This is a genomic window from Ruegeria sp. (genome assembly GCF_028066395.1).
GTDB lineage: Bacteria > Pseudomonadota > Alphaproteobacteria > Rhodobacterales > Rhodobacteraceae > Ruegeria.
The window spans coordinates 1-26,694 of the sequence record NZ_JALCBM010000028.1 but is presented as its reverse complement, the minus strand read 5'-3'; the positions used below and the strand labels follow the sequence as shown (position 1 = coordinate 26,694).

Genomic DNA, 26,694 nt, shown 5'->3' with positions numbered 1-26,694 from the left:
TATGTCGGGCTGGTCATGGTCGCAATCCTCGTCCAAATTAGGGGTCAAAATTGTATCACGTGAGGGTTCAGGTCCTCTTCGGATGTCTTTGCCGAAAGCCATCCCTGATCCACCGGCACATCATAAAGCCGCCCCGGACCAAAGCGGGCCCAGAAATGGCGCAGGCCGGGGGCGACAACGCGTACCACCGGCAGGTTCACGTCGGGTCGGGTCTGGTCAAGAACCAGCACATCGATCTCTTTGGCCTTAAGCAGGGACACGCAGGTTTCGATATCCGTCAGCACGTCGTCGCTTGCCAGATTGTCGATCTCATCAAGTTTGAGTGCTGGCTTGCTGCCATCGGGCACAAGATAAGCCGCCTGTGACAGCCGCGTTGTTTGCCACCAGTCGATAGCATCCGAGGTGCCGAGATAGGTCGTTTCGGCTGCAGTTCCGCCCGTTTTGGGCACCGCTTCCAAAGACTGGTTCACTTCGGTCAGCGCCCGCGACAGCGCCACCTCGGGGTCGAGATGGCAGCCAAAGCCATAAATTATGTCTTCCTCGGCCTTGTCGGTTCTGGCAGAGATCGCCGCGAAGGCCGGAATGCGGATGTCGCTTGTCACATCAACCACGCTAAGGGTCCGGTTTAGCTGCTGATAATGCGCCACCAGTTGAGAGCCATAAGTGTCAGAGGAGCTTGCAACGTCAATACCGGGGCGTGACAGCCGGTTGTACCACCAGATCGCGACGCTATCCCTTTCGATAAGTTCCAGCAAACCTTGCAGAATGGCCTCTTCAATCGTGCTGCCTGCGGCGCAACCATTGGAATCTGCACGGCCAAAACCGGGGCCGGTTTCCGGGTAGCCGAAATAGCACATCGAGGTTGGCAGATACCGCTTGGCACCATCGCTCAGCCGCCAAAGTGGTGTCCAGTCTATCTGCGCATGCGCATCAAACGGTTCCGCGACCCAATGCGCCTTGTGGTCCCTGCGATTATGGTCGGTTCGATTTGCATATTGCCGTGCGCTGTACCCTTGGCACTCATTCGGCAAGATAGCCGGTGCATCCAGGTCCTTGAACCGGGCCAGACGGCGTGGTTCGGTGCCGTCAAACACACCGCTGTAGCGTTCCAGCGATTCAGCCACCGCGCTGATGCGGGCCTGTTCCGGGGTACGCCCTTTACCGCCCGAACGCCGTCGCAGACCTTCGCGCAGGAAAAAGCGGTCATCGTGACAATCCGAGAAATTGTGGTCAGCGGAATATGTCGGTGTGACCCAGGCATCTTTGCCCGAATGACCGCTGCGCAGCCCTGGTTTCAGGCTGCCGACGACACCTGTAATCGGGCTGACACTACGCTCTAACAAAGCTTGAAGATCGCGGGGGTGGTTGGACCGATGGCCGCCGTCATTGCCCTGCACCTTTGGCCGCGCGCGCAGAACCGGAGGGCGTGGCGTGTCGGCTACGTCAGGGCAATCGCCACATACCGGGCATTGCGGCCTACGCGTCAAAATGTGGTTTTGTCTTTCCATCGACAGGCTGTTGGTGCTGACCACCCGATTGGCCAACATCGACGCACCACCCACACCGATCCAACGCGCCACTTCCGCGACCAGTTCAGCCATCGCCGCAAGCGGAGAAACCGCAGCAGATGCATCAGGGGCCAGTTGTGTGCCCGCCCGACCTGCACGCGCGCCGATATAGGTTTCGGCGCGTCGGTGCCACCGAAGACGATGCGCCAGACATTCCCAACACGCGGTTTCACCGGGAACAAAAGCCGGACCCAGCCAGCTTTGAACACCGCCGGGATTCAGCAATACCCATGGTTTGTTTTCGGCAATGGCCCGTGTGTTGAACTCTGCCAGTTCAGCCGCAAGGTAGGTATCGGTCACAACAATGCTGAGCGCACCGCGATCCACAACCCGCAACCCGCTCTTCTCAAGCAGGGCACGGATGTCGTCCTTGACGTCACGGCCGATGAAGGTCAGGTCAACCGGGTTGCTTGCCAGCCGCTCTTCGGCTTTTGCCGGATCTACCCCGGCCAGTTCCCAAAAGGCCTGTTGGCCCGGCGGCAATGTCGATGTGCCCTCGGCCAGAAAACCATGCGCTTTCAGCACGTCGAGGGCAGCAAGGATATCGGCACTGGCATGGTGTTGACACAGCTGATCGAAAATATCCTCGACCGCATGTGTTCCGTCCAGCAAAGGGGCGAGATCGGAAAAGATTGTCCTGCTCAGACATACGTGCCCGTGTTCACTGAACAGGTATAAACCTTCCTCAGGATCGACAATCGCCTCAATGCTGGATTTGAACCGTGGTGCCGCAATGGCACTGTCATACATGAGGGCAGGCGCCCTCAGCAGCAGGCAGGCGGCGCAACCGCAGTATCATGTGTGTGCAGGTCATCATCATGCACGTCGCTGGGCTTTTCGCCAACATTCACGATTTGTGTAAAAGTTTTGCCCACTTCTTTGCCATAAGCTTTCACGGCAGATGTCGGGTCTTGCTCTAGCAAGGTGCGGAATTCCGGATCTTTCCAGGCCTTCGCGTGCATCTTGCCCCAATCTTCATTTGTTGGTGCTGTCATAGGACATTCCCCCTCGTTTATTGCCATTTGATTTTTGCATCGGAATGCTGAATTGCATCGGCGTCTTCCTGCGCCCCGCGTCGCGTTAACCTTTTCACAGGCCAGAGATTTGATCAAGTTCGTAGTTCAGAGTGAAGCCGTCCGCCGGGTGCAAAAAAGCGTCTTTTTAGGGGATATATCAATGCAATACTCAACGACGGGGTTGGCGTCAGATCACAGGGCGGCGCCACACTTCAAACTGATTTCCCACTCCTGAAACCGGCTCCAACCTGAATTTTCGCGCGATCGCGTGACAGATTGCGACCATCTGCGATACCGACTGAGAGGCGGCGATGCAAACCCTTGGTCCGGCCCCAAAAGGCATGTAAGCTTTGGCCGAAACGGGCGGCAACCGACCCGTCGCAAAGCGTTCGGGCCGAAACGCGGCGGGCTGTACAAAGTAGCGAGAATCCCGATGCAGCAAGCCGGGGCTGACCCAAATCCCATGACCTTCAACCATACTGTGCTTGCCCAACTGAAAACCGCGTGCCACGTCGCGGTACAAAATAGGCGCCGGTGGCCCGAGGCGCATCGATTCCCGCAGAATTGCCATCGTGCGGCTGGTCACCGGTATTGTCATTTCACGGCGCAGAAGCCCATCATCAGCCGTTGCCTCACCCGTCACCTGGCTGTCCAACCCGTGCTGGGCGATGTCGCGCCACAACTGGGTCAAAGCAAATGGGATGGTCAGATGGCCCGCGAAAAGCATTTGAATGATCTCGCCAATCACATCCTGCACAGACAGCGCCTCAGGGTCGGCTCGATGCGCATTGACAAGTGCCGAAAGGACGTCGCCACGATCAGACGGGTCGTCAAAACGGGCGTGGATGATCGACAGAACGCCATCCATCCTGCGGGACGCACGAGGGCGCGTCATCTGCATCACACCCGTCGCGCCATCTATGGCTGTGGTAAAGTCTTCTCCGTACCCTTCAGAAAAGGGCACAAGCCCGCTGAGCTTCTGGTCGTCACAAAAATCTTCCAGATCGGCATCCAGAACCGTGCGCAGCGCAATGCGGGCGGTCAAGATTCGAAGTTCATGTGTCAGATCAATCTGTTCGCCGTCTGCCCAACGCGCGCAGGTCTCATCCGCCAGTTCTGCGGCCAACGCCAGCCGTGGCGCGCGCAATCGGGCCCGAAAGAGGGGCAGCAGAAGCTGCCTTCGGCTGTGCCAGATCCCGGGATCATCCAGCGTGGTCAACCCGTCCCCCCAATGCGCCGCATTCGAGGCGCGCAAGAACTCGGGTTTGATCAGGTCTGCCTCGTGAAACCGAAAAAGGCTGCGGACAAGATCAGCGTCATGAACAAATACAATCGGCCCGGCCCCGAAATCAAAACGCGACACGTCGCCAAAGCTGTCCGCCAGATGGCTGAGAAATCCGAGCGGATCACGCTGAAAGAACTGCGCGTTCAGCCGCGCATGCTGCGGGCCTACGGGTCCGGGTGGCAGCGTCATGCAAACCACCTGCGCGGGGTATTCTGATGGAACCGGCAGAGATTTGGGCCTATGGCCTGGCCCCCGACATCCTGTTCGAAAGTGACGAACAGGGCGTTTGTTTGAAGAGCCCGGCAGAAACGATCCGCTTTTCGGCCGCAAGTGATGTGACCCTTGTGAGAAAACTCAGGCAAGGGCGCGTCAGTGAGACGGCGCTGAGCGCCTGTCTGGCCCCGGATGTGGACGCACCGAACGTTTGCGCGTCTTTTCTGTTTCGCCTGGACAAACACGGCTTTCTCACCCGGTTTTTGATGCAAGGCAGTCAGGTTATTGCCGCCTGCATCCCGCAACGCGCACCCCCGGGTGCGCGCCCGGACATCGATCCAGGAAAACCCTTTCGGCTGTCCTCTCAGATGCTGCTGCAGCCTCGAAAACAGGGGCTCAGAGCACAGGTTCCGGGCAGTTGGGCGGTTCTTGATCTGCTTGACCCAAGACTCGGCTCGCTGCTGTTTGGTGCGTGCGACAACACCGAGGACCCCCAGAGCCCAACCTGCGTACCGGGGCTGGAGCCTCCGGTCCTTGCGGCCTTGATCGGCCTCTTTGACTGGTGTGGCCTGACCAAAGACAGCTCGGATCAAGATCACCCCAAGCATGACGCCCTGTTTCACAGCCATACCCGGCTTGGCTTCAGACGGGCACAGCTTGGCAAAACCGGTAGGCAGGCCCCGTCGGTGCCGCATCCCATCGGTATATCGTCCATTCCGCTGCCGCTGCCCGACATGGCAAAGCTGATTGCGTCTGACCCGCCTCATGCACAGGTCTCCCGACAGCGCAGAAGTCGCCGCGTTCAGGGCGCGGAACCCATCAGCCACGCGCAGCTTGGAGAATTGCTTTTCAGGTGCTTCTATCAAGACAATGGTCGCCGGACTTATCCCAGTGGTGGTGGCGTATATCCACTTACGGCTTACTTGATTGTAAATCGTTGTGACGGCCTGAAACAGGGGCTTTACACTTATGATACCCTGCATCATGGGCTCACCATGATTGCCGAATTCAATAGTGCGCTCAAGTCTCTTTTGAAGGATGCCTCAGCGGCGGCCAATTGTGCCTCGCAAACGCAGGTTTTGCTGGTCTTTTCAGCGGATATGATGGCGATGCGAACAGCCTACGGGGATTTGGCGTATTCGCTTGTTCTGAAAGAAGTCGGTGCCGTCTACCAAAATGTCCAGCTTGCCGGAGAGGCGATGAGGCTTGCGACCTGTCCCTTGGGAACCGGAAACTCGGTCACATTCGCCCAAGCCAGCGGGCTTGATATTGATCATGCGCCTTCGGTCGGGGAAATGTGTATTGGCTCACTGGGTTGAGCAACACAAGACAATGACCGAGCACATCGAGACCACATTGCTGACCATCTGGAGGCGCGGCAGGAACCACCTGAGATGATTAATGCGGTTCGAGCATTTGTTGCCGCGCAAGCTGAAGGCGTTGCAAGGTATTGGCGCTTCAAGTTTTTCGCAGATCCTCAGTACGTCTTCGGGCCGGGTTCCAGAACCGGACGTTCCCATTTGAACATGTCAGGATCATCATCACAGTTCGGAAACAGCCGTGCGGCTTTGTGACCGGCATAGATCGCTGCCGCCACCGTACCCGGTACATAAGCGTCGCCGATGCATTCCAGCGTTTTGATCCCGGCTGCCTGCAGCGCTTCGGGGCGGCTTTTCAGGTCCAGATAAATTGCATCATTTGGTGCCCGCTCCGTGACCAGGATCACTGTATCGCAGGGGATGTTCTCGGGCGTACCGGTATAGATGCAGTTAAGTGTGGCCTGATCATCCGTGACTGCGGTCAGAGTGCGATTGACATGCACCGCGATGCCATTCTGCATCATCCTGGCCTGCACTCGATCCTGCTCCAACGTCATCTCGGTCCAATTGGCCACGGTCGAGGCATCAGTGACATAAGCAACATCATGGCCCTGTTCACGAACCAATTCAGCCATGGTCGATCCCATCAGATAATAGTCGAGATCATAGACCGCGACGCGGCCCGTCACATGAGCCCCATCCATAATGTCGTCAGGGGTCAGGACCCGGGTTTGATCCAACCCGGCCACCGGGATGCGGTTGTCGCGCCCCTGACCGGTGCGTTTCCATTTCGCGCCCGTGGCGAGAATGACATGCTCGAACCCAAAATCCAGAATATCATCCGGACCAAGCTTGCTGTCGAAATAGATGTCCACATCCGGGCGGGTCAGCAAATAATGCTCGCGCCAGTCCCGCACCCGGATATAGCTGGCCAATCCCGGCAGGCGGCTTTCGCGGGTGAGGCGCCCACCCAGTTCCTTACCGGCCTCGGCAAGGGTGACAGGGTGACCACGATTTGAAAGCTGAAGCGCGGCCTCCAACCCCGCAGGGCCGGACCCGACCACCAGAACGGGATCGGGGTTCTCGGATGGGGCGATCTTTTCGGGATGCCAGCCACGGCGCCATTCCTCGCCCATGGTTGGGTTCTGAGTACAGCGGATCGGCACCGACATATTATCACCCGAAACGCAGATGTTGCAGCCGATGCACTCGCGGATTTCGTCGATCCGGTTGGTGCGGATTTTCTCGGGCAGGAACGGATCGGCAATGGATGGGCGAGCCGCACCGATGAAATCCAGATAGCCCTTTTTGATCTGGCTCACCATGCCATCTGCCGAGGTAAAGCGCCCGACACCAACGACCGGTTTCGTGGTCAGGTTCTTAACTTCCTTAATATAGTCGGTTTGGTAGCCTTCCTGCGGTGCAAACCGCGCAGTCTGGCTGTCATTCGACCATCCCGCGACATTCACGTCCCACAGATCGGGCAGCTCGGAATACATCTCGACGACAGCGCGACCTTCTTCGTCCCATGTGATGCCATCACTGCCCCGCAGTTCATCCACGGCAAAACGAAATGCGATACCACAAGTCTGACCAACTTCTTCCTTGATATCCTCAAGCAATTCGCCAATCAGACGCGCCCGGTTTTCCACACTGCCACCGTATTCGTCAGTACGGTCGTTATACCGCCGTCCCAGAAAATGCATCGGCGCGGTCATATTGTGACCCGAATACATGTAAACGACGTCGTAACCCGCAATTTTCGCGCGCCGCGCGGCGTCACGATACCATTGGCGCATGTTGCGGATGTCTTGCTTGTCCATCGCGCGCACCTGCACCGGATCACCGAATTCCCAGACCACCGACATGTTGCTGGGTCCCAATGCCGGCAACCGGGAATACAGATTGGGTACGGCGCAGCCATTATGCGCCAGTTGGATCGCGGCCAGAGATCCGTGTGCGTGGATCGCGTCCACGGTTTTTGCGTGATAGGCAATGTCGTCATCCGACCACAACCGCCCCTCGATCACCGGGTTAAGATCCGAGGTCGGATGAATCTCTACCTCTTCCGTCGACACAACACCCCAGCCCCCTTCGGCCTTTATCCCGCGCATCGCCGCCAACGCATTTGGCCGGCCATGTGCCATGCCGTTGCAATGCGGAACCTGATAAAATCGATTTGGTGCGGTCACCGGGCCAATTTTCACAGGTTCGAACAATATGGAATAGCGCGGGTCGGTCTGGGTCATACCTTGGCCCTCTCTGGCTGTGGCTGGAATCACTGGATTGAAACTTACATCAAATTTTGTACAAACGTACATTTATTTTTCTGATGATGCCCCAAGCTCTTTCACGTAGGAAAGATGCATGGTGGAAATACATCCAAAAACCGCAACCGCGCGTGAGCTTGGCAAGACCCGAAACCGCAAACTGCTTTTGCATGCGGCGGCCAAATCGATCCATCAACATGGGCTGCGAGGCACTACAGTTGACGTAATCCAGCGTTACTCGGGTCTTGGCCGGGGCATGATCAACCAACACTTCAAGTCAAAGGAAAACCTGCTGTGGTCCGTCGCTGAACAGTTGATGTCAGAGTATCGGCAAAACTGGCGAACCTGTCTTGAAAAGGGCGGTACGACATACGAAGGAAAACTACGCGCGCTGTGCCAGGGCGAGTTCAGCGAGACGGTGTTGACACAACAGACCGTGTCAATCTGGCTGGCTTTTCGGTCCGAAGCCTCGGCTTCTGTGTCGTATCAACGCTTGGTCGCCGATGGTGACGCCGAATTCAACGAAGCCCTTTACAACCTGTGCCGTGCCATTTGCGAAGAGCGGCAGTTGAGCGATGTTGATCCGCGCAGGGTTTCCCGTCTGATGAATGCTGTTTTTGAAGGGTTATGGCTGGAGTTCCACCTCAATCCGCAAAGCTTTGACAGACAAGCTGCCAGCGACGCCTGTTTCCATATGGCGCAAAAGCTGATGGCGGTTACGTCATGAGGCCGGATATCGAGTTTACGGCGTAAGAAGCCCTTTGAAACCAAGAAAAGGGCCGGCCCCCATAGCCAGCCCTTTTCTGAGTGAGTGGTGGGGCGAACGCCTCACCGGTGCAGTTGAATTTATCTTAGATATTTCACAGATTTTGAATATTAGGGGTTTCCCGTAGTGAGGTGATTTTCTGCTCATCAAATGAGTTTTTCAGCATAAATGGCTGTATGATATACCTAAATTGTGGCCTCCCAATGAACGATCCCGGCCAGACCAAAGGGTTCTGGTGCATAAGACCGGCTGAAGCATTCAAAACAGAAGACTGCGGCATAAAAAAGGCCGGTCTTTCGACCGGCCATGGTTAAGCGTGTAAACCGAGGGATCAGTTCGACGCTTGCAACAAGTTGTTGTTATGCTCGTTCAAAGAATCCGAGATGATGGCGTACCATTCACCGGATTCCTGCATCTCGCGCAGGCCAGCATTCAGCATTTCCAGATATTGCGTTCCGTGCTCGTTAGAGTTGTGCACAACCAACTGCATCTTCGAAACGCCGCTGACAAAGGGATTTTCGACGATGTCCTTGGTGGTCAGACCCATTTCCGCTTTCGTGTCCTCGAAAATCTGCGCCTCATAGGTTGCGATGTCGGCCTGACCGGTCAGAACCGCATCCAGACATTCCTGGGGTGTGAGCGGCTGGATCAGCGTGATCGCAGGTGCGCGCAGCCCGGCTTCTTCCAGATCGTGGATAAACCAGCCGTCCATCCGGCAGATGGTTGCACCCATGTAGTCATCCAGCGATGTCGCCTCGGCATAGGGGCTGTCAGGCCGGGTGAAATAACCGACAACAACGTCGTAGAAGGACACGGACGCCTGCAGTTGGGAACAACGCGCCTCGGTTTCCCAGGACCATTCATAGCTGGTGTTGGTGCAATCGGGCATGTCCCAGCCGATCGAGACATCAAACGCGCCGATCGGCAGCAGCGAATCCAGATGCGCGTTCCAGTCATCCACCCAGCTGAGCGAGAATTCACGGTCGTTGCCAGCGCGACGCAGGGCGGTTGTGACCAGACGCGGCAGCAGACCACCACCATTCATGCTTTCTTCGCCGAAGGGTGGCCAACCGCTGGCCGTGACCATTCTGATCGGCGGCTGATAGGCCTGCGAGGTTCTGCTGTTCTGAAAGCTCTGCTCGGCCTCGGCAATGATTTCATCGGCGCTCAGCCCGTTTGGCAGGCTGCCATCGGCGCAGGGGATGGCCAGAACCATGCCGACCTGCAGATCGTTCGGGTTGGAAACGATCGTCCGGTTCGCGTTGTAGATCGCCTGATAGTTGGACGTTCCAAGTGCCGCAATCGAAATGGTCGGCAATGTATCACCGTCCTGTACCGTATAGGTCGAGCAGGCCTCCTGGGCGAACGCCCCTCCGGCAATCGCGCTGGTTACCACTGTTGTCAGCGCAAAGAGCTGGTTTTTTTTCATTTTTGTCAGTCCTGATTTGGGTTCCAACCCTGACGTTGAAGAACCCGCTGGGATGTACCGGGCCATAGCCCCGGAAAATCGGTTAGAGAATATTTCCAAGGCAAAAGCCCGGGCAGGTCAGAGGGTCAGGAGTGCTTGCGGCAACAGCCCTGACCCCGAATTTCGGCTGGATCAGTTCGATGCGGCCAGCGTGTTTTCGTTATGCTCGCGCAGCGAGTCCGACACGATGGCGTACCATTCGCCGGATTCCCGCATTTCGTTCAGACCCTTGTTCAGCATCGACAGGTACTGGCGGCCAAACGGATTGCTGCGATGGGCAAAGAACCGGTAGGATACCACGTAGTTGACGAAGGGGTTTTCCACGATGTCATTGCTGGACAGGCCCATGTCGGCCATGGTCTGCGAGACGGCCTGCACTTCGAACGACGCCAGATCCGCCACGCCGGTCAGAACCGCATCAATGCATTCCTGGCTGGTGCGCGGGCTCAGTCGGGTGAAGTTTTCACCGTCAACAAGACCGGCTTCTTCAAAGTCGTAGTTCAGCCAACCGTCCATCCGGCAGATGGTTGAGCCGCTCATATCCTCATAGGACGACGCATTCGCATAGTCGTTTTCCGGCAGCGAGAAGAAGCCGAAAACAACGTCATACGAGCTGACCGTCGAATCGAACTGCGTGCAGCGCAGGGTGGTGTCGTCCGACCACTCATACGAGCGGTCCGAGCAGTCCGGATGCGACCAGCCCAGCGAAACGTCAAAGGCACCCAAGGGCAGAAGCGTGCTCAGGTGCGAGCCCCAGTCATCGACCCAGCTGATCGAATAGTCGCGCTGGTTACCGGCGCGGTTCAGCGCGGTGGCGGCCAGACGCGGCAGCATCCCACCATCGGTCATGTCCTCGGTCGCAAACGGCGCCCAGCCACCGCCGACAACGATCTTGATCGGCGGCTCGTACACGTTCGAGCGTTTGGTGCCCGCGGCCCGCTGCTCTTCCGCGGCAATGATCTCTTGCGCGCTTTGGCCGTTGGGCAGGCTGCCATCGTCACAGGGCAGGGCCAGAACCAGACCCGGAGACAATGCGTTGGGGTTGGTGATGACGTTGCGGTTGGCGTTGAAGATCGGCTGATAGTTCGACGTGCCATAGGCCGCCACAGCAATCGAGGCCATCGTGTCGCCATCTGACACGGTGTAGTTGGTGCAGGCTTCCTGCGCAGCCGCTGCACCTGCGCTCAGCGCAGTGGCGGCCGTGGCCGTCATCGCGACTTTTTTCAGGTTGAATTCAAACATTTCCTCGTCCTCCGTAACTTTGTTTTAGGCCCTTCCGGCCTTATCCATTTTCCATTTGGTACAGCAGCGCGGTCGACACGATATCGCGCCATTCACCCGATTGCTGCATGATCGCCAGACCCTGGTTCAGCGTCTCAAGGATCGCTTCCCCATCGGGATTGTCTTTATGAGTCATGACGTTAAGTGACTTGATTGCCGCCAGATTGGGGTTTTCGACAAGCTGATGTTCATAGCCAAGGCGGCTCATGGCTTCGACGGCCAGATGGGCCTCGATGGCGACGATGTCAGCCTCGCCGTTAACGGCTGCGTGAAAGCAATCGTCAGGTGAAACCGGGCGCATCAGGGTGATGGTCGGCTCAAACAGGCTGACGGCGTTCATATGGGTCAGCGACCAGCCTTCGGGGCGGCAGATCGTGGCGCCTGCGAAATCGGCATAGGTGCGGGTGCTCTCATACCCGGAACCCTCCTTGGCGAAGAACGTGTCGACCACCTCGTAGAACGGGTTCGAGAAATTGTAGGTCTCGCACCGGGTACGGTCGGTTTCCGACAGGGTCGCGGCGGCCTCGCAATCGGGGCGGGACCACGGGAAGGTCGCGTCAAAGGCCAGGGTCGGCATCAGCAGATCCAGATGCGAGGACCAGTCGTTCACGAACTGGATCTTGTAGCCCTGCTCCGGGGCCGCACGCAGAAACGCGGTTTCAACCAGTTCGGTATAAAGACCGCGCTGGGGCAGGTCTTCGTCGGTGAAGGGCGCATAGCCGCCACCGGTGATCAGCAGCAGCTGACGGTCGCGGATTTCAGGCCGGTCACCGTCATCCGCATTGCGGATCAGGGCAGCGCCCTCAGCACGGGCCGCTTCGAGTTCCTGCTTGGCGGCGGCGCGGGCCGCGATCACAGCCTCTTCGCTGGCCTTCTTGGCTTCGGCCTCAGCCTCGGCAACGCGGGCTTCGGCCTCGGCGATAGCTTTCTCGGCACGCTCTTCTGCGGCTTCCACCAGTTCCGAGGCCATTTCGACAGCCATACGCTCGGCTTCGGTCTCGGGCAGGGCTGCTTCGCGCCCGACATCTTCGAGGCAGGGCATGGTCAGAACGTCGCCCACACGGATGATGTTCGGGTTCGATCCGATGACGTCACGGTTGGCGTCATAGATGATGCGGAAATCTTCGGTTGCGTAAGTTGCAAGCGCCAGTTCACGCAGGCTGTCACCGGGTTGAATTTCGTAGGTCGAGCATGCCTCTTGCGCCGAGGCTGCTCCGGTCGCGGCTGCAAGAGCCAGGCTTGATATGATCAGACGGGTTTTCATTTATCCTGTTTCTCTGCCTTGTTCATGGTTTTGCCGGTTTGACCACGGCGATTGAAATATTGTCCTGATCCGGGTCGTCCTTGGCCTGAAGCGCCAGCAACAGCGCATCAGCAATGTCGCGCGCGGGGGCCTGGACATGGGTGCGCAGCAGGGTCTCGATCTCGGCATTGCTGAGATATTGCAGACCGTCGCTGCCAAGGATCAGGATATCGGCGGGGCGCAGGGCCAGCGGTTGCTCGGGGCAATCCACCTTGGGAATGGCCGCGCCCATGATGACCGATGTCAGTTGGTTGCGGTCGGGATGGACCAGCGCCTCGTCCGCGGACAGGGTGCCATCAGCCACCTGCGCATCGATCATCGGAGCCATCGAGTGGTCCTCGTTGATCTGCGTCAGGGTGCCGTCGCGGAACAGATAGAGCGGGCTGTCCCCGATCGAAATCCAGAACACCCGACGCCCCAGCATCAGCATGCCCAGCAGGGTGGACCCCAGCTTGACCCCGTGTTCGTCGCTATGGCTGGCCACGGCGGCGTTGGCCTGCATTGCGGCCAGGGGCAGAGCGTCGAGCAGGGCGCTCTCGGGCAAGTCGGGTTCATCCAACTGGGCATCCAATGCGTCGCGCCAGGCCGCGATGACCAGGTCCGATGCAACTTCACCCGCATCGTGACCACCCATGCCGTCGGCAACAACAACATAGGCCGCGCTGACCGAGTCCGAGACCCGGGCCGCAATCGCATCTTCCTGCGTATCGCGCTGACCCTGATTCAGGATCAACCCGATGTCATATGCAGGGGTCGCCAGCATCAATCAGCATCCCGCCAGTCAAAGCCATCATCGCAGAAGGCGGTGAACCGGATCGTGGTTTCGCTGATGCGGATCGCGTCGCCGGTGGACAGCGCAATGGTGGACAGCACCGGCTTGCCGTTCAGACGCACCAGATTGGCCTTGCCGCCGTGACCCAGATAGCATTTGCGATCTTCAGGGTCATAGGCGATCACCGCATGATTGCTGCGTGAAATGCCCGTGTCGCCGAAATCCAGCTGAATGGCCTGATCGTCATTGCGACCGATCTGCATCAGCCCTTCGGTGACGGTAATGCTGGCGCCGCGACCGGGGCCACCAGTCACCACCAGCCAACCTACCGGATAGGTCTGCTGCGCAGCCTCGGTCTTGGCGACCGGAGCGGCGGTTTCCATCATCTCTTGCACATGCGTGTCGGCACGTTCAAAGCCCAGGAAGGTTGTTTTCACGCGCGACCGGCGGTCTTCGACGGGCGCAGGTGCCGGTTCGGGGGTCGCAGCGGGCTCTTGCGGCGCGGCGGCCTCAACCTCGGCCGCGACCTCTGGTTCGGGCGTCGGCTCTGGGGCGGGTTCCGGGGTGACCTCCTCAGCCACCGGTGCGGGCGCTTCGGCTGCCGGGGCAGGGGCCTCGGTGATGACCGGCTCTTCGGCAGGGGTTTCTTCGACCGGGTCCGCCGTTGCCTTGGCCACTGCTGCGAACAGGTTTTCGTCTTCGTCCTCGGCCGCATCCTGATTCAGATGCAGGGTGACGATCTGGTCGTCATCGCCTTCGGCCTCATCCGCGACGATGTCGTCCTGAACCTCTTCGATCGTCTCCTCGACCTCTTCGGCCTCGTCGAATTCGGGCATCCTGTCTTCGGGGATCAGATCGTCCGTTTCCTCGTAAGCGTCCTCTTCATAGGTTTCCGCAGTAGTATCCCCGCCGCCCAGGGCCTGACGCAGCGCATTGAAATCCGCGATCGGGGCTGGCCGCTCGGGCTGTTCCGCCTCGGCGATCTCGGGTTCTGCCTTGTCTTCGTCTTTGGTTTTACCGGCACCTTCAAGTAACCGGCTCAGTGGGCTTTTATATTTGAACATGGTGTAGACACCTTTTCGAATTCTGGAACGGGACGGGTCCCGCGGGGCTGCTACAAACCACTGCGCAGACGCGCAGAGGCACTGATGAAAGGAAAACGAGGAAACTGGTTACTTCGCGACGGGCCGGTTCCCGACAGGGGGGCGGTGGACCCGCCATCCTCAGCACACACACGCTGGCGAATTTTACTTGAACCGGTCTGAGTTACTCCTGCGCGAGCTGCAGCGTTGCAGCCGTTTCAGTCCCGTCGCGCAGTACAGTCAGTTGCGCGGTGGGTTTGTTTTCGGACACAAGGGTGGCCAGCACGGCATCCAGACTTTCAGCGGTATCAATCGCCATACCGGTCTGGGTCTCGCGCACCAGAATATCGCCGCGTTGCAGATCGCCCGCGCCCGAGGTCAATGTCTGATCCACGATGGTCTGCCATCCGGCATCACCTGCGTGGTGGGCCTCGAAAACATATCCGTTTTGCAGGCCGAACATGCGGGTGGCAGGCAGGGCCAGCAGGCCGTTCTGCGCACGGGTCTGACCCAGCGGACGATAGCGCACGGCGACGCGGATATAGCCGTCAGGGTCGACCATAAAGTCGTTCAGCACCTGCGCGGCCAGCGACGCCTCACCGCGCACGGGCTTGCCATTGAGCGTAAAGATCGTGGTGCCACGCTGCACCCAATCCCCGATCACGGACAGGTCCTGACCGTCCTGCACGCCGTTGATGGCCAAAACCGTGCCCGTCGAACCGCGACGGCGGGCCGTCGAGAACGGTACATCGACATCCCAGTGACCATAGGCAACCTGGTTTTCGGCCAGATTAACAGGGGCCGCGGGGGCTGTTGCCTCGGGTGCCTCTGCCGGGGTTTCTGTGACCACGGGCTGGGCTGCGGCGACTTCGGATTCCGCCGCTGTGTCAGATGCCGGTTCGACCGCAGCTGTTTCGTCCGGGGCCTCAACCGGGGTTGCCGGTTCAGTCTGTGCCTGCTCGACAGGCTGTTCTTGTTCCGAAGCGGGGGCGGCCGGTTCCGGCTCTGATACGACTTCGGCGGTCTGCTCGACCGGTTCCGATGCAGCTTCCGCAGGGGCCGGAGTGGCCGGCGCCTGCGCTGTCACCGGGCTTGCCTCGGGCTCAGTCTTGCCGCCCGACATTACGAAAAATCCACCGGCAGCCAGCGCCACCAGCGCGACCCCGGCCAGCAGCAGTGCCTTGCTGCCACCACCCGCGCCGCTTTTGACAACGGTATCCACCGCGACGGGGGCCTCTTCCTTGGGTGCAAGCTTGGCCGTATCTTCATCGGCCTTGCCTTCTTCGCCCATGGCCAGATCCGAATTTCCGGCCAGCAGGGCGGTCACCACGGCCTCGGCATTCTCGCTTTCGGCCTTGATACGGGCCTGCTCGGCCTCGGCGTCCTTGCGGTCCATGCCTACGATGACCGAAACCGGGCGATAATCGAAGGTTTCGAACTTCACATCCGGCCCACGGAACATGCGCAGCCAATCCAGCGCGGTTTGCAGACGGTCGGTGGCGTGCACCTCCATCGCCTTGTCGAGCGCCTTGAGGAACCCGGTGGGATACCCGGCAAAACGCCCGTCCAGCGGTTTATACGGGTCGGGCTGACCGCTGTTAAAGGCGTTCAGGCGGGTCTGGCCGTCAATCGGACGCTCGCCGCTGATCGCGTGATAGAGGGTTGCCGCCAGCACATAAAGATCACTGCTGGGCCCCTGCTCCGCGCCACGGACGTAGAATTCATGCGGCGAATATCCGTCTTTGATCACCCGCAGGGTCAACAGGGCGGCGGATGTGTTGGCCGCCTGTTCGCGGGCCGCACCAAAGTCAATCAGGATCGGTTCGCCATTTTCATCGATCAGGATGTTGTCGGGCGAGATATCGCGGTGCAGCATTCCGCTTTGGTGGATGAAAGCAACCGCCGACAGCATCTTTTCGGTGACCTGAACAATGAAGTCCGGGCCACTTTCGGTGTCGGGCTTGTCGATGTAATCCAGCAGGTCGCAGCCACGGATCAGGTCCATCGCGATATAGGCGGTGTTGTTGTCCTCGAACACCTGATGCACATCGACGATGTTGGGATGCACCAGCCGCGCATGATTGCGGGCTTCCAGAATGAACAGGTCGATGATCGATCTCAGGTCATCCTTGTGGGCCGGGTTGGCCGGTTCCACCAGATCGCCATTGCGATGACACAGCGCACCCGGAAAGCATTCCTTGATGACCACATCGCGATCCAGACTGTCGCGTGCCAGATAGGTGATCCCAAAGCCGCCATTGCTGAGAAAGCTTAGGATCTCATACTGGCCACGCAATAATTTTGCGCCTGGCTTCAGGCCTTCGATTTGAGGTTCGTCGTGCGTTGCGCCGACCGCCTGGTTGTGACTCATGTCTTCCCGCCCATTCAATTCACAATGCGGCACAAAAAACCCGGACAATCAGCCCACGAACTCACAACCCAAAACAACCGCAGGACACTTGAGACGGTTAGACGGTTCAAATTTGACTTTATTGGGGCCGCCTGATGGCTTCACTAAGGATGAATTTTTGGTTAACAGCTCATTTAGTGGCAGATCAGTCGCCTGCCACAATATGTTGTAAAGTGGGTGCAAAGTTTTACGTGCTTATTTCGCGAAAATCGGCGTTTGGTCTACGAATTCGAAACAATGATCAGGTGATTCCGCCCCTGCCGAATCGTCGCCGGGCGGAACAATTTTAGCGCGAAAAGCTCAGGTGCCGGTGCGTGGGGCAGCGGATGCAACCGTGCTGCCCGCCCAGGCGAGGTTATCGCTGAGCTGCGCGAGGATGTTGATCGCGTCCCGCAGCGGTGCATCACCGCTTTCAAATTGCAGCAGCAACAGCAGGTCGGTGGCCTTTTCAAACTCGGCCGGAATCCAGTCGGCCTCGGGGTCGATCTCGGACCCCGATTCCAGACGCTCGGCGAAATCCTCGACGATTTCCTGACAGCTTTGCAGGAAAGCGGCGGGTTCCATATCCGTGCTTTCGCGCAGGTCGTCATAGATGCTGGCAATCGCCGCCAGCCAGTCTTCGAGGATCGGGTTGTCCAGCGGGGGCAGGGCGGCGGTCAGGCTGGATTGCACTGATTGGGTCTGCGTATCCGAAACAGGTACCTCTGCGTCGCCGTCCAATGTGTTCAGATAGGGCAGGAAATGATCCGCCAGATCCTTCCGCGCGGCGTCCAGATCCTGCTGGCGATGGCGCGAGGCTATGTCAAGCACCTGTTCGGCCAGATTCTGGCCGCCGCAAGAGGTCCACAGATCGAAATCTGGCTCAGGCTCTTGCGCCATGGCTTTCACGGCGTCCGGTGTGCCGATGGGCACCACGGCCTGAAACAGATCACCCTTTTCCTTGTCCAGCCGCTTTACGACCCGCTCCAGCGCGTCACCCGTGGTCAAAAGATCGGCGTGGGTCACGGCAAGCAGGCTGTTGTCACGCAGCTTTTGCGGAGCCTGTGTCCACAGATGCCGCTCGGTCTCGCGCCAGGCGGTGGTGCCATTGGTGCACCAGATCGCGCAATCGACATAATCCAGCAAGTCCAGCGTGGGTTTATAGGTTTCGTCCAGCGCGCCAGAGCCGGGCAGATCATACAATGAGATTTCCTGCAGGGCAGGGGTGTTGACCCCGACCGAGATGAAATCGGGTTCATCCGCGGCCGCCTTGTCCAGCGCGATGCCGGAATAGGTTTTGGGTTCACGATCCCACCAGCCCACGGTGGTTTCAGGGGCTTCGGCATAGGCCACGATGACCAGCGGCAGTTTCAGATGGTGCGGGCCCGTGGGCAGGATGTCGGCGCCTGCCAGCATATTGGCGAGGCTGGATTTGCCAGCCCCGAACTCTCCGGCGAAACCGATGGCGACGGCGTTCGACAACCGTTCGGCATGGGCCAGCGCGCGTTCGCGCAGCTGCTCCAACTCGTCCGATGCGGGTGCTTTTTCAGTCGCGGTCAGAAAGCGTTCAAGTTGACGCACTTCCTTCTCGGTTCCGGGGAATTCGATCATTCTGCGGCCTCTGCCTGTAGGTTATCTGCTTGGGGAGGGCCGAACACAAGGCCCAGCTCATCCGTGATGCGGCGGGCCTGATCCACCGCGCTTTGTGCTTCAGTCCGTGGGTTGCTGCCATCTGGCCCCACGCGATGTTCCAGATGCCCGGCGAGCAACGCAAGATAGTGGTCCAGAACGGTTTGCAGCCGCTCGGACAGGTCGCCCCGGGCGGTGTCGATCAGATCATCACCGATCATCTCGAACTCCTGCACGATCATGCGTTCGGCCCGGCTGACCACGCTTTTGCGGGAAATCAGCCGCGACAACCAGGTGACGCGCAGTTCCACGGTGATGCCGCGGGTCAGCGCCGTCATGTCGGGGCGGAACCAGCGCACGGCGCTGGTGTTCATACGGTTGTCCACCGGTTCCTGCCAGCCGGGCAGGGCACGCAGGGCGGCGTTGCTTTGCAGGTCGACGGCATACAGCTCGCTGAGCATCCGCTGCCGGATCACCTGCGTGGCACCCTGTACCAGTTCGCGCATCCGTTCGCGCAGCGGGGTGAAGTTCAGCTCGGTCTCGCCATTCTTGTCCAGCAGCGGCGATTGTCCGTCCGGGCCACGCACCACGGCCGAGACCGCCTCGGACACGGTGTCGTCCATCACGCCGCGCAGATTGGCCAGCACGTCATCCATATCCTTGGTGATCACCTCGGTCTTTTCGGCAACCAGCGCCCGCAGCTCGGTCAGGGTCTTGTTGCTTTCGTCGGTGTCGCCCGTGCGGGGGCCTTCTTCGGCCTCAAGCGCGCGCAGCCTTGCGGTGCTGCGCTCCAACTCACCCTGGGCAAAGCTGTTCAGGTGCTGCCAGGCCATGCGCATCTGTTCGTTGCGCGGACCGTTGGTCAGGGCCTGGGTCACATGCCGCCGCAAATCCGGCAGCCCCGAGGCGATCATCGCGGCAAAGCGCAAAATAGCCTCGCGGCTGATCGGGCCGGGGCCTTGCTTGATCTCTTCGACACCGTCCAGATATTGCTTCATCTGTTCCGGACGGGCACGCAGCCAGGCCAGAATCTCATCGTGATTGATACCGTCCTCATCGCCGGTCAGGGCGTAATGAGCCCATTGTGCGCTGCCCATCAGAACGTCGATATCGGAATTCCCAAGCGCCTGCTCCAGCCCGTCCAGCACATCGGCGCGGACCTTGCCAGCATCCTCGGCCCCGCCGCCCAGTTCGTCCACACGGTTGATGAACACGACGATCTGGCCCAGCTCCAGCGCCTGCATCAGGCGGAACAGCTTCAGATCGGCTCGCGACAGCGCCTGATGCGCCGACAGGACGACAACGAAGAAATCCGATTCCTTGAGATACTGGCGCGAGATTTCCTCGCGGATCAGCAGCGGGTCGTTGACGCCCGGCGTGTCGGTGACGGTGACCGGATACGGGAAATGACCGATGTCGAAATAGACCTCGGCCTTGCGGGTGATATCGCTGTAAAGCCCCCGGTCCGAGCCCGGGTCATGCCCCCCGTCTTCGGTCGGATCGTCGCCCGCGCAGACATAGCGCGCCAGATCGTCCGAGGTCAGCTCGTCCAGATCGTGCTGCTGGCCCAGCAATTGTTCATAGCTTTCGCCCAGACGCAGTTTGGCCCGGGTTTTCATCGCGTCGACCTGCTCTTCGATCATCTCGCGCTTATAGCTGTCCTCCTCATCGGGGAACATGTTGCGCAGCTCTTCGCCCTCGGCGATCAGTGCCTGCCACTGGCGATTGTCGAAGAAATGGAACTCGGCCCCCGAAGTGCGCCCCGAGGGGTGGCCGAAATGCATGTCGGTGATCACGGTGGTCCAGGGGTTCACGTCCGAGGGCAGATACTCCGCCTGACCGGTAAACCCGTTGATCAGGCGCGATTTCCCGGCCTTGATCTGGCCGACAAACGCAATTGACGGCTTGAGATTCGACAGGTCATCAACGATGCGCGAGATGAACTGACGGGTTTCGTCATTGCTCATCTCGTTCATTTCATCCGCGATGCGGATCAGCTCTCGGCGACTACATTCACTCATCATACCACCTTGATAACTCGTATTCTTAGATTGACATAACAGAAAGAAACTAAATTAGGCAGGATCGCGGTTATTCGGCGACACCCTTGAAAGATTTCCACAAATTGACGACAGCACCCAGCTTGCGCGCGTCATGCAGGGCGGCGGCAGTCTGCTGGCCGTCGCGCAACAGGGCCAGCCCGGTGCCTTGCCCGCCCGAGGGGCGGAACACCACAAGCTGCGGTCGCGACAGGGCGCCGTTTGTATCCACATCCCACCCGGCCAGATCACGGGCAAAGCGGTGCAGAATGTCCTGATCCGGGTGCGCGGGCTGACCCGGGGCGCAGATCCCGTCAAACTTCAGGTCTTCGCCGCTTTGACCATCAAACAAGGCGCGCCCTTTGGCAAAGGCGGCGGCATTTTCATAGAATCGGCTGGCGGCCCCGGTGTCTTCTGCCGGGGCGTCTTTGGTTACTTCTTCCGGGACATCCGGGACGATTGCGACGCGCGGTTCCTCGGGCAAGTCGATCCCGGCGCAGGCGGTTTCGACCTCGGAATAGGTGATGCCGACATCATCCGCTTCCATCGCGGTTTCCGGACGTTTCGAGATCAGTTCCAGCGGCCCCGGCGCGGCAGCGATATCCGAAACCAGCTGCGCCAACCTGCCCGCCATTTCATCGCGCGGCTCGGTTTCGAAATCCGGCACATCCCCGGTGCTGTCGCGGAAAACATCTGTGATCCGGGAACTGTTGACCTCGATCGCCAGACAATCGCCATTGGCGGCGGTGAATTCCAGCCGACGCGGCAGAACCGTGCCCCGGATCGTGCCCAGAACGCTTTGCCGCCGCTCTTGCGCCGTGTCCCCGGCCAGCAGGACGGCCGGCGACAGCCGCGCGGTCGAGGTACGCCCGATATCTTCGAGCAGTTCCAGAATTTCCGTGTCCATCATATCCGTGACCCCCTCTGGTCCCGTCTAAACCGCGGCCGCAACCGGCCCCAGACTGATATGTGATTTCGTCAGGGCCAGACCGATATTGGCGCTGTCCCGGCAGATGTAGCAGACCACATGATCGGGATAATCCCGCGTGCGCAGGAAGATATGCAGCCGGTCATCCGAAAACACCGCGATTTCCCCAAATCCCGGGTGGTCGGTCTCTTCTGCGCCCGCAGCGCGCAGCAGTTCCTGAAAGGCGATAACGCCGCGACCCTGAAACAGGTTCGCGACGGCAAGCGCCAGATTTTCAAGGACATCGGAATGCTCAGCCTCGGCGGCTTGCAGCCCCAACAACATCCCGGTCTCCATATCGACATACCCGGCTGCGATGCAGTCGGGTATGGTCTTCATTGCAGAGGACAAAGCGGCGTCTATCGACATCTTTCAACTCTTTCGATGATCCGGAGGCATAGATCGCCCGGATTGAGAGCCGTTACAATACATGCCATTCCGCTCCGCCATTTTCCTGAACCTTGCGCATCGGGCGCGCATCTTGCTGGTCTGCATCATTGTGTTCACGCGCGATCTGGTCGAACTCGCTGAGGAAGGCGGCAAAGACGTTGCGCAACCCTTGTGCGTCCTCGGGCAGCTGTTCGTTGGCTACGACCTCGCGCCACATGTCCAGCGCGCTGAGCGGCATGCTAGCAGGGGTGTTCAGCAGCTGCGTTAGCTCGGGCGCGGTTTCGCCCGCATCGTCTTCGGCGTCTTCCTCAACCATCGTCACAACCGATGTCGGGGCCAGAGCGTTCGATTCCGGTTCCGGCTCATATTCCTGATCAGCGTTCTGCGACTGTTCGGCCAGCAGCGCGGTGATCGACGAGACCGACGCTTCGATATCCGATGCAGCCTCCTCGGGGTCTTCGGTTTCTTCCGAGGCGATGACGATCAGTTCGGGTTCATCCTCCTCCTGTTCGTCCTCGGCCAGGTCCATCTGATCCTGATCATCCTCGTCATCCTCGGCCATGAACTCGAACTCGTCCACATCATCGCCGGGACGCGCCAGGACGTTCAGATCCAGAGGATCGTCGTTGGTCTCACGGAAATAGGCGCGCAGATCGTCACCGGTTTCTTCCGGCTCGGACGTCATTTCAGCGCGCAGCTTCTCGGCCTCTTCGGCACCGATGCGTTCGCGGCCAGCCTCATCCTCGCGCCGTTCGACGCGGGCAGGGCGCACCGGGAAGCTGGTGACCACATCCGGGGCGTCGGCATCCTGATCAACCGTTTCAACCAGCCGCAGCGTAGTGGTTTCAGCCTCCGAGGTTTTGGCCGGGCGGAGCGGCTGCACGCGGGCACCGCCGGGCAGGGATTTGTCGATCTGATACCGCGACAGCATGTCGGCGCGGTTGTCCATGATCTGCTCGGTGATCTCAAGAAAGCTGTCGACCATCTTGCCGCCACCGCTGCGCGCCCACATCTCGGCGTCACCGGTTTTATCGCGGGCAAGGATCGCGTCACGCGCCGAAAACAGGATCGAACGGTTGAACAGATGCCCGGCCTCGCGGTTGACGCGGCGCAGTACTTTCTGCCGGTCTTTCTGGTTCAGCGCATCCGCACGGGTCACCAGCAGCAGCGAGTTATGCTGCAACCGTTCCGGCAGCGACACCCAGGTCGCCCGTTCGGTTTCCCGCCAGGCTTGCGTCGAATGGGTACACCACAGCACGCCATTGGCCTGACCCACGGCACGCCGCCACACGTCGGTCGAGATTTTGGGGTCGGAAATGCCGGGCGTGTCGATCAGATCGACCGCCTCAAGAATATCGGCCTCAAGGAAGATGCGGATGAACTGTACGTCGTTGATGCCGACCGTTTCCAATTGATCCAGCTCGATCGTCCGCGTGCTGCCATCGTGATATTTGACATAAGCGGGTCGATTACCCCAGCTGAACCAGACCGGCGGCAATTGTGTTGCCGTAACCTGCGTTGGCAAAGCCTGTTTGCGCAGGAGAAAGTTCATCAGCGTCGATTTGCCGGCACTGAATTCTCCCATAAGCGCAAACACGGGCTTGCGGCGGGACCACTGCTCGATGCGTTCCCAGGTCTTAGGAGAGACGAAGCGGGTTTTACTATCTTTTACCATAACTCTTCTTATGCTGCTTCGTTGCTGAGGTCTTTGAGGATGTCGCCCAGAATGTCATCGCGCGATTTCTGCGGCTGCATTCCGGCCATCAGGGCCGAGTTCCGGGCCGGATCATTCTCGGCAGATTGCGAGATGTTCAGAAGGGTTTCCTTCTGTTCGCGCATGAAATCCGCCAGCGTGGCCCGGACATTTTCCAGAACGGCTGCGATCTGGTTTTCCTCGATATCCTTGGTGATCGAGTTTGCCTCGGACGCGATCAGACGCGTGTAATCCGCGGCATAAGCTTCGAAACCTTTGCGCTTTTGCCACCATCGGCGCCACCATGTGCTTTGCAAGTCCAGCGCGATGGTGCGGCCAATGCCCAAGGGTGGCGGCACACGTGGCACCATCGGTGCCTCGATGTTGAATTCGCCCAGATGGTTGCCCAGCAATTTGTGATACAGCGCGCCAACATCCGCAGCGGCAGAGGTATACAGCGCACCTGCATCCTTGCGCATCGACCGGGCAAAGCTGAAATAGGCCGCCTTTTGCAACGTCCGCAGACCAGCGGGGTCATATTGCCAGGTCCCCTCCTCCCCGTTCTTTTCCAGATGGGAAATCAGCGAATCCGTGGCGCGTTTGACGAAATTGGCTTCGGCCGAGTTCAGACGTTCCAGCACTTTTTCCCGCAGCGATGCGGTCAGCTCGGCGGCTTTCTTGTCATATTCGGCGGTGACTGTGGCAATTGCCTCTTCCGGGGACGCCCCGTCGAGATTGCGCACCACACCTTCGCCACCGGCCAGATTCTTCGCCACGGCGGTGGCGCGGATCTGACTGGCGATGTTGCGCGCGCGGTGACGGACACGGTCCAGCAGCCGGGTCCCCGTCCCTTCTGCAATCCGCTCATTCATCGCCAACAACAGGTCCGGCAAGCCCGACAGCGCCCAGATCTTGTCCAGCGAGGCCGCCTGATCCCCGAACCCGGCAGCCAGATAGAAAGTGTTCAGCGCCTGACGCGATTCCTCGGTCAGGATATCAGGGTTGCCGGTCAGCGCGGCTTCGGCCCACAAGGCGCTGCCAAAGACGATGCTGGTGCTGGCGTCGATATTGTTCTGTTTCAGCGTGTCCTGAATCCGGTCGCGGATTTCAGGTACCTGCGTGACCGGGTCCGACAATTCGTCAATACGGTTCACGAACAGGATGATCTGACGGTTCTCAAACTGCGCGATGATCCGCATCAGCGCCATGTCCATTGTGGTCAGCGCCTGACTGGCGGCCAGCACGACAACACAAACCTCGGACCCGCGCAGGCTGCGCAGGGTGATCTGTTCGCGCACCATGAAAGTATCGTTCACGCCGGGTGTGTCGCACAGCTTCAGTGCGATGGGGTATTGCGGAATGTCCAAGTACAGCTCCGCCGATTTGGTCACATCGGCAAAACGACCCGTCTTGGGGTTGATGTCGGGATCATCCTCATCCCCCAGACAGACGTAACGCTGGATCAGTTCCTCATCGAAATAGTCATACTGATGGCTCTGGCCCAGGATCAGATCGAAATGCTTGCCCAGCCGATCCTCGGATTTTGCCTTCATCTCACCGATCTGACGACGGATATCGTCCATTTCGTCATCAGCACCAGCGCGGTTGGCCAATTCGCCCAACCGGCCACCGCCGACCATCAGATTGTCCCACTCTTCCTGCTCGAAAAAGGTGAACTTGGATCGGGTATCGCCCTGTGTCCGCGTATTGATGTTCAGCGTGGTCACCACCGAGGTCCACGGGTTCACATCCGAAGGCAGCAGATTAGGCCGCCCCGCCAGAATGTTCACGATCGAGGATTTCCCCGCCTTCACCTGCCCCACCATCGTGACGCTGGCGCTGAAATTCTCCATCTTGGTCTTGAGCGTTGCAAGACGCGCAGAGGAGCGCGCATCCGCCACTTCCGTCAGTTGGTCGATCTGCGTCGTCAACGATGCCATGGCCTCGGACATCGGGGTCAGGGCTTCGTTTCCTACAGACAGAAGATGGTCATTGCGCGCCATATGGTCAGCCTCCGGTTCCAGTTGCAGCGATTGGGGCCTGTCTTTCATCCGGCAGGCCTCCGGCCGGAGAGCCCGGCAGCATGTCGATCCGCGCGATCAGGTCCAGCGCGTTGCCCAGAATCGCCGCCTCGCTCTGGGGCGAGATCGATTCATAGGCGAAAGAATCCGCCAGCACTTCGATCGAGCTGAAATGCTCGCCATTCTCCAGACAGGCCACACGGCGTCCGGTTGGGAAGTCCTGGGTTTTGTTTGCAGGCAACGGCATGCGGGCATTGGCCAGCAGGTAACGATTGCCGGAATGGGTTTGCAGCGCGATGCCGAACCCGGTGCCAGGATGCTGGCTGTTCAGGGTTTTCAGCTCGCCGACAAAGCTGTCACGTGCAAGCGCGACGGCGTCTTGCTCGGAGGCAGTAGAATACATCTGGTTGGTCACGACAGAGACCCTTGTGTTGGAGTTGAGCAGAAACTCGAAACAATGCCGCGAGGCGGAAAGACTCATTAACTCCTGAAGATCAATGAACTACGATCACCGGGTCTTATTTTGACGCGAATAAGATTTTTTGGCGGTTGAATTGTGGCGCAAATGTGATGCGGTCGCATATTAATGTCGCAACCTATGGGCGATAATGTTGATAATCACGTATGAGCAGAACTCCATGATCTCAAGTTGACCACGGACAACAGAACCGTTCACCGGAGTGCTGATTGAGCATACAATATTGAAGTTTCGTCAGGAATTGGCCTTGATCAGCCACACCAAAATTGACGGCTATACTGTCTTACGTATCCAGACGAAGCCATGGCACGCCAAGGGAAAAAACACTGATAGCGTGTTTAGTATCAGGCATCAAAGTCAAGATCACGCTTCAACATTGAAAACGAGGTATATCGGTCTCCGGGCTTATTTGGGTCTGCAACGTGGCATGGCTCAAAAGCCCAACGCGCCATGCGGCAAGCCTTTGATATTGCGTGCACAGAATGGCTGACCGGGGACGTAACGATCTTCGACACGGGTTAACCAGAGGCGCTGCGCGGGTGCGGTGCTACCAATGGCGTCTTGGGCAAGTGTCGACAGCCCGAAATTCGCCACCCAGCAACAGTTCTCAACGGGCATCCGACACACGCCCACACGGCGAGCGAGCCGATGCCCGACCCCGACTATTTCCGCTTGCCACGAAGAGCGCGCGGTACGCGTTTGACAAACCGAACCAACCCGGGGGCCTTTTGCTTCAGACGACGTG

19 protein-coding genes are annotated in these 26,694 nt (G+C 59.1%); 2 read left to right on the top strand and 17 right to left on the bottom strand.

Annotated elements, in window-relative coordinates; all coding sequences use genetic code 11:
- Positions 1-44: 44 nt before the first annotated feature.
- From MPJ51_RS10780 to MPJ51_RS10770, 3 genes are all read right to left on the bottom strand, one after another.
- Entirely contained in the window at positions 45-2,318 is a 2,274-nt protein-coding gene (locus MPJ51_RS10780) for a TOMM precursor leader peptide-binding protein (RefSeq protein ID WP_298386012.1), read from the bottom strand.
- A gap of 14 nt (positions 2,319-2,332) precedes the next feature.
- Positions 2,333-2,563 carry a hypothetical protein gene (locus MPJ51_RS10775; protein WP_298386009.1) on the bottom strand — a complete coding sequence of 77 codons (231 nt, stop codon included), beginning with the start codon at positions 2,561-2,563 and terminating at the stop codon, positions 2,333-2,335.
- Positions 2,564-2,771: 208 nt separating this feature from the next.
- Positions 2,772-4,058 (bottom strand): cytochrome P450, encoded by a 1,287-nt coding sequence (locus MPJ51_RS10770; protein WP_298386006.1) that lies wholly within the window; start codon positions 4,056-4,058, stop codon positions 2,772-2,774.
- Between the two features lie 26 nt (positions 4,059-4,084).
- On the opposite strand from MPJ51_RS10770, the gene MPJ51_RS10765 reads away from it, so the two are divergent.
- A complete protein-coding gene (locus MPJ51_RS10765) occupies positions 4,085-5,401 on the top strand; it encodes a SagB family peptide dehydrogenase (RefSeq protein ID WP_298386003.1) in 1,317 nt (438 codons plus the stop codon).
- Positions 5,402-5,559: 158 nt separating this feature from the next.
- Here the strand turns inward: MPJ51_RS10765 and MPJ51_RS10760 are convergent, their stop codons facing one another.
- Positions 5,560-7,650 (bottom strand): FAD-dependent oxidoreductase, encoded by a 2,091-nt coding sequence (locus MPJ51_RS10760; RefSeq protein ID WP_298386000.1) that lies wholly within the window; start codon positions 7,648-7,650, stop codon positions 5,560-5,562.
- Between the two features lie 118 nt (positions 7,651-7,768).
- Here MPJ51_RS10760 and MPJ51_RS10755 point away from each other — a divergent pair, with 118 nt between their 5' ends.
- The gene (locus MPJ51_RS10755) at positions 7,769-8,398 is read left to right on the top strand and encodes a TetR family transcriptional regulator C-terminal domain-containing protein (RefSeq protein WP_298385997.1); all 630 of its coding nucleotides are present in this window, start codon (positions 7,769-7,771) and stop codon (positions 8,396-8,398) included.
- A 370-nt stretch (positions 8,399-8,768) separates the two neighbouring features.
- Here the strand turns inward: MPJ51_RS10755 and MPJ51_RS10750 are convergent, their stop codons facing one another.
- The 13 genes from MPJ51_RS10750 to MPJ51_RS10690 form a co-directional block, all read right to left on the bottom strand.
- Positions 8,769-9,866: a transporter substrate-binding domain-containing protein gene (locus MPJ51_RS10750; RefSeq protein ID WP_298385994.1), complete on the bottom strand. Its 1,098-nt coding sequence runs from the start codon at positions 9,864-9,866 to the stop codon at positions 8,769-8,771.
- Positions 9,867-10,037: 171 nt separating this feature from the next.
- Positions 10,038-11,147, bottom strand: a complete 1,110-nt coding sequence (locus MPJ51_RS10745; RefSeq protein WP_298385991.1) for a peptidoglycan-binding protein LysM — start codon at positions 11,145-11,147, stop codon at positions 10,038-10,040.
- Positions 11,148-11,187: 40 nt separating this feature from the next.
- Positions 11,188-12,450 (bottom strand): transporter substrate-binding domain-containing protein, encoded by a 1,263-nt coding sequence (locus MPJ51_RS10740; protein ID WP_298385989.1) that lies wholly within the window; start codon positions 12,448-12,450, stop codon positions 11,188-11,190.
- A 22-nt stretch (positions 12,451-12,472) separates the two neighbouring features.
- A complete protein-coding gene (locus tag MPJ51_RS10735) occupies positions 12,473-13,252 on the bottom strand; it encodes a protein phosphatase 2C domain-containing protein (protein WP_298385986.1) in 780 nt (259 codons plus the stop codon).
- A complete protein-coding gene (locus tag MPJ51_RS10730) occupies positions 13,252-14,325 on the bottom strand; it encodes an FHA domain-containing protein (protein ID WP_298385983.1) in 1,074 nt (357 codons plus the stop codon). The genes MPJ51_RS10735 and MPJ51_RS10730 overlap by 1 nt, the downstream gene beginning before the upstream one ends.
- A 202-nt stretch (positions 14,326-14,527) precedes the next feature.
- Positions 14,528-16,639 carry a protein kinase gene (locus tag MPJ51_RS10725; RefSeq protein WP_298385980.1) on the bottom strand — a complete coding sequence of 704 codons (2,112 nt, stop codon included), beginning with the start codon at positions 16,637-16,639 and terminating at the stop codon, positions 14,528-14,530.
- Positions 16,640-17,053: 414 nt separating this feature from the next.
- Positions 17,054-18,343 (bottom strand): dynamin family protein, encoded by a 1,290-nt coding sequence (locus MPJ51_RS10720; RefSeq protein ID WP_298385977.1) that lies wholly within the window; start codon positions 18,341-18,343, stop codon positions 17,054-17,056.
- Positions 18,340-20,382: a dynamin family protein gene (locus MPJ51_RS10715; RefSeq protein WP_298385974.1), complete on the bottom strand. Its 2,043-nt coding sequence runs from the start codon at positions 20,380-20,382 to the stop codon at positions 18,340-18,342. The genes MPJ51_RS10720 and MPJ51_RS10715 overlap by 4 nt, the downstream gene beginning before the upstream one ends.
- Positions 20,383-20,452: 70 nt before the next feature.
- Positions 20,453-21,310, bottom strand: coding sequence for a hypothetical protein (locus tag MPJ51_RS10710; protein WP_298385971.1), 858 nt, complete (start codon positions 21,308-21,310; stop codon positions 20,453-20,455).
- Between the two features lie 24 nt (positions 21,311-21,334).
- A complete protein-coding gene (locus MPJ51_RS10705) occupies positions 21,335-21,736 on the bottom strand; it encodes a hypothetical protein (RefSeq protein ID WP_298385968.1) in 402 nt (133 codons plus the stop codon).
- A 52-nt stretch (positions 21,737-21,788) separates the two neighbouring features.
- Positions 21,789-23,432, bottom strand: a complete 1,644-nt coding sequence (locus tag MPJ51_RS10700) for a dynamin family protein (RefSeq protein WP_298385965.1) — start codon at positions 23,430-23,432, stop codon at positions 21,789-21,791.
- Positions 23,433-23,440: 8 nt separating this feature from the next.
- On the bottom strand, positions 23,441-25,501 hold the full coding sequence (locus MPJ51_RS10695; protein WP_298385962.1) for a dynamin family protein: 2,061 nt from the start codon (positions 25,499-25,501) through the stop codon (positions 23,441-23,443).
- A complete protein-coding gene (locus tag MPJ51_RS10690; protein WP_298385959.1) occupies positions 25,458-25,952 on the bottom strand; it encodes a hypothetical protein in 495 nt (164 codons plus the stop codon). The genes MPJ51_RS10695 and MPJ51_RS10690 overlap by 44 nt, the downstream gene beginning before the upstream one ends.
- Positions 25,953-26,694: the final 742 nt, after the last annotated feature.